The sequence below is a fragment of the Alienimonas chondri genome, assembly GCF_013036045.1.
GTDB lineage: Bacteria > Planctomycetota > Planctomycetia > Planctomycetales > Planctomycetaceae > Alienimonas > Alienimonas chondri.
Window position 1 is genome coordinate 1 of record NZ_WTPX01000257.1, and the last position, 3,884, is coordinate 3,884.

Annotated in this window: 6 protein-coding genes; 3 read left to right on the forward strand and 3 right to left on the reverse strand. The window is 67.1% G+C overall.

Annotated elements, in window-relative coordinates; translation table 11 throughout:
* Genes LzC2_RS20570 through LzC2_RS20580 form a run of 3 tightly spaced genes read left to right on the forward strand, consistent with a single transcriptional unit; the run spans position 1 to position 2,222 of the window.
* The gene (locus LzC2_RS20570) at positions 1-1,392 is read left to right on the forward strand and encodes a DUF1501 domain-containing protein (RefSeq protein ID WP_246255248.1); all 1,392 of its coding nucleotides are present in this window, start codon (positions 1-3) and stop codon (positions 1,390-1,392) included.
* Positions 1,393-1,423: 31 nt separating this feature from the next.
* Positions 1,424-1,609 (forward strand): hypothetical protein, encoded by a 186-nt coding sequence (locus LzC2_RS20575; protein ID WP_171189905.1) that lies wholly within the window; start codon positions 1,424-1,426, stop codon positions 1,607-1,609.
* Positions 1,602-2,222 carry an ATPase gene (locus tag LzC2_RS20580; protein ID WP_171189906.1) on the forward strand — a complete coding sequence of 207 codons (621 nt, stop codon included), beginning with the start codon at positions 1,602-1,604 and terminating at the stop codon, positions 2,220-2,222. The genes LzC2_RS20575 and LzC2_RS20580 overlap by 8 nt, the downstream gene beginning before the upstream one ends.
* Positions 2,223-2,228: 6 nt before the next feature.
* Here the strand turns inward: LzC2_RS20580 and LzC2_RS20585 are convergent, their stop codons facing one another.
* The 3 genes from LzC2_RS20585 to LzC2_RS21920 all read right to left on the reverse strand — a co-directional run.
* Entirely contained in the window at positions 2,229-2,729 is a 501-nt protein-coding gene (locus tag LzC2_RS20585; RefSeq protein WP_206678840.1) for a DUF2199 domain-containing protein, read from the reverse strand.
* Positions 2,726-3,706 carry a hypothetical protein gene (locus LzC2_RS20590; protein WP_171189908.1) on the reverse strand — a complete coding sequence of 327 codons (981 nt, stop codon included), beginning with the start codon at positions 3,704-3,706 and terminating at the stop codon, positions 2,726-2,728. Before LzC2_RS20590 ends, LzC2_RS20585 begins: the two co-directional genes overlap by 4 nt.
* The coding region (locus LzC2_RS21920) for a hypothetical protein (protein ID WP_206678841.1) at positions 3,703-3,884 on the reverse strand (182 nt) is incomplete at its 5' end. The genes LzC2_RS21920 and LzC2_RS20590, both read right to left, overlap by 4 nt.

The following is a 3,884-nucleotide window of genomic DNA, read 5'->3' on the forward strand; positions in this document are numbered from 1 at the left end:
CTGCTGGGCCGCGATCTCGGGGTCGGCACGGCCGGGGCCGCGGAGGTCGGCGGTGCGACCGCGCCCGTCGGCCCGGCGAACACCGGCGGGTTGCAGTTCGCCCCCAAGGCGAAACGGGTCATCAGCCTGTTCATGAGCGGCGCCCCCAGCCAGCTCGACATGTGGGATTATAAACCGCAGTTGAACGATATGTTCGACGCGGACCTGCCGGACAGCGTCCGCAACGGCCAGCGGATCACCACGATGACCAGCGGCCAAGCCCGCTTCCCGCTGGCTCCCAGCAAATACAAGTTTAATCGGCACGGCAAGCACGGCGCCTGGGTCAGCGAGTTGCTCCCGCACACCGCGAGCGTGGTGGACGACCTCTGCGTCGTCAAAAGCATGTGGACGGAGGCGATCAACCACGATCCGGCCATCACCTATATTCAAACCGGCTCCCAGTTGCCGGGGCGCCCAAGCACCGGGGCGTGGGCCAGCTACGGGCTGGGCAGCCTGAACGAGGATCTGCCCACCTTCGTCGTGCTGCACTCTTCCTGGACCGGCCGCAAGAGCGCTCAGGCGCTTTATAATCGCCTGTGGGGCAGCGGCTTCCTGCCGACCCGGCACGCCGGCGTGGCCCTGCGCAGCAAGGGCGATCCGGTGTTGTACCTCTCCGATCCCCCCGGGGTGAGCCGGTCGCAGCGGCGGAATATGCTCGATGCGCTCGCCGCGTTGAACCATAAAACGCTGGACGAATACGGCGACCCGGAGATCGCCACCCGCATCGCCCAGTACGAGATGGCCTACCGCATGCAGACCAGCGTGCCGGAACTGATGGATCTCTCCGGCGAGACGCAAGAAACGCTGGACCTGTACGGCCCGGAGGTGAACACCCCCGGCACGTTCGCCGCGAACTGCCTGCTGGCTCGGCGCCTCGCGGAGCGGGACGTACGTTTCACGCAGATCTTCATCCGCGGCTGGGACCAGCACGGCAACGTCGCCGGCGACCTGCCCAAGCAGTGCAAGGACGTCGATCAGGGCTGCGCCGCCCTCGTCACGGACTTGAAACGCCGCGGCTTGTTAGAAGACACGCTGGTCGTCTGGGGCGGCGAGTTCGGCCGCACCGTCTATTGCCAGGGCAAGCTGACGAAGGAGAATTACGGCCGCGACCACCACCCGCGCTGCTTCACGATCTGGATGGCCGGCGCCGGCGTGAAGCCCGGCATCGTCTACGGCCAGACCGACGACTTTAGTTACAACATCACGGAGAACCCCGTTCATATTCATGATCTGAACGCGACGATCCTCCAGCAACTCGGCGTCGACCACACGAAACTCACCTACCGCTATCAAGGCCGCGATTTTCGCCTGACGGACGTGCACGGGGAGGTGGTGCATGACATTCTCGCCTGATCCCAGTTCCGTTGCCCCGCCTCGCGACTTGATGGCTCCCGACACGGAGCCGACTGACGAGGAATTGCATGCGGTCATGGTCGCCGCGCGGGACGCGGCGGTGCGGCGGGAAGCGATTTCCGACGCGTGGACCGCTGCTCGTTTGGCGGAGGCGGCAGCGGCCGTCGTCGCGGACCGTGCAGCCCGCGAGTCAAAGACGTGCCGGGACGATGGCTGAGACAGCAGCGGAGCGACCACGCATGCTGATCGTCGCCGGCCCGAACGGGGCGGGAAAAACGACGGTGACCGAACAGGGACTGGCTCACGAGTGGTTCGCGGACTGCGAGTATATCAATCCGGACGCCATCGCCCGGGATCAATTCGGCGATTGGAACGATCCGAGCGCCGTGCTCGCCGCCGCGAAGGAAGCGACGGAGCGGCGGGAAGCCTGCCTCACAGCCGAGCGCAGCTTCGCCTTTGAAACGGTCTTCTCCGGTCCCGATAAGGTCGATTTTGTCCGCCGCGGATTGGCCGCGGGATTCTTCGTGCGGCTGTTCTTCGTCTGTACCGATGACGCCACGATCAACGCGGCCCGGGTCGCCAAGCGGGTGATGCAAGGCGGGCACGAGGTTCCACTGCGAAAGATTATCGATCGCTGGGGCCGGTCGATCGCGAACTGCGCAACCGTCGCCGCTGAGGTGGATCGGTTGTACCTCTACGACAACTCCGTCGACGGCCAGCCGGCCCGTCTTCTATTGCGGGCGGCGGACGGGGCGGTCGTCAAACGCTACGGATTGATCCCGGATTGGGGCGAACCCGTCGTCGGGACGCTCCGTGACCCGCTCGGCTGAGCGGCGTCAAGCCGTTGGGTCGTGAAGCAATTGGTGAGCGATCGCCTCGACCTGCTCGAGCGTGATGCCGTCCCGCTGCTCGATGAATAGCGGGTGGTCGCATTCTTGAATCTCCACCAGCGGCGTCTCGCCCGGCGGGCGGGAGCGGACGTTTGTTTTGAGGTGAGCCGTCTCCGGGTAGATCGGCAGTGAGGTGCAGAGCCAGCCGAAATAGGAGTCGCCGTCGCGGTCCGGGGTCTCCCACCGATCGCAGACATGGACGAAGCTGTCCTCGCTCAGCGAACACCAGACCGACCACGCGAAGGTCTCCGCCCGGCCGATAATTGGCAGTTCGACGTGGCCGCGGAGGAAGAAGACCTTTCCGTCCACGACGCATTGATCGGCATTCAGTTCGACCCGGCGATCGAACTCTTCCTCCGGGACCAGCGCCCGCCACGGCGCCTCCGCGCCGTAGCACAGCGGCAGTTCGTCATGCTCGACGCCGCAGGTCCGACATCGCCAAGTCACGGCGCCTTCTCCGAGGGTTTGGGATTTGCGTCGAGGGGGGGGGGCACAGCCTCCACAGGGAGGTTCTTCCATCGCACCGCCGCCGTCTCGGGGGCGGCGGGGGCGATGATCTCCACTCGCATCGCTGCTCTTTCGTCCAAGGCAGGGGCGAAGCCAGCTTTGACCGCGATCGCGGCGGCGCCCTCCGAAACGATCCGCGGCGGGACGGTGGGTTCGAGACGCGTCCCGTTCGCGGTCCGCAGTCGCACGGCGGCGTCGTAGCGCCAGGTTCGGTAACTCTCGAATGCGAGGCCGCCGCCGTCGGCGTCGTAGAGGACCGCGGCGCTGGCCGTCACGCCGTCGGCGGTCTGCTTCAGGTCCTCGAAACGCACCGTCAGGCCGTCGACGGTACGGGATTGGCCCGCGTCCGTCGGCTCAAAGACGAACGTGCGTCGACCGGGAATGAAGGTGATCTCAAACGTCCCGTCGACCGTCAGCGCCGCCGGGGCCGCGGGCGGGGCGAAAAAATCGACCTCGAAGGTCGCGGTGCCGTTCGCGAAGCTCACCTCCCGAGAAGCCGCCGGGGTGAACGAGGTGAGCGCCGTGCCCGCCGCGGACGCCGTGAGGCCGCCCCCCCGCGGGAGGATCGCCAGCGGCTGCACGCGGGGCTCGGCGATCATTCGGACGGGGAGGCGCAACAGCGTCTCGTCCGACCCGAACCGCGGTCGCGGCGTGGCCGGACCGACTTCGATCCGCAGCACGCCGTCCGCCGTCGCTGCGGCGGTTTGATCGGCGGCGGGGAGCAGAATCAGCGAATGATCCTGCACGTCGCCCACCGCAAATCGGCCGGGGGACAGGGCGTTGAGAACCTCCCAGAAGGTCGCCGCACCATCATCGTCCGCCAGCGCCGACAGGTCCGGCGCCGGTTCGGCGAGCATGGCGGCGGGGATCGCCGACCAGTCGAGCCGGTTGCCCGTTCCCTCCGCGATCGCCTTCAACGCTTCTTCCAGAGAGTCCCGCGGCAGATCGGCGAGTCGAACCCGCGACGGCCCGGCGGGACGCGACGGCGCCGGACCTGTCGGCGCTGGCGGACGATGATGGTGCGGCGACCTTCTGGGAGGTTCTCAACGCCCTGTCCCCCGGCCGATTTGCGGTGGGCGACGTGCAGGATCATTC

Coding starts and splice junctions, on each gene's coding strand:
- LzC2_RS20580 (WP_171189906.1), top strand. CDS start 1,602: ATGGCTGAGACAGCAGCGGAGCGACCACGCATGCTGATCGTCGCCGGC.
- LzC2_RS20575 (WP_171189905.1), top strand. CDS start 1,424: ATGGCTCCCGACACGGAGCCGACTGACGAGGAATTGCATGCGGTCATG.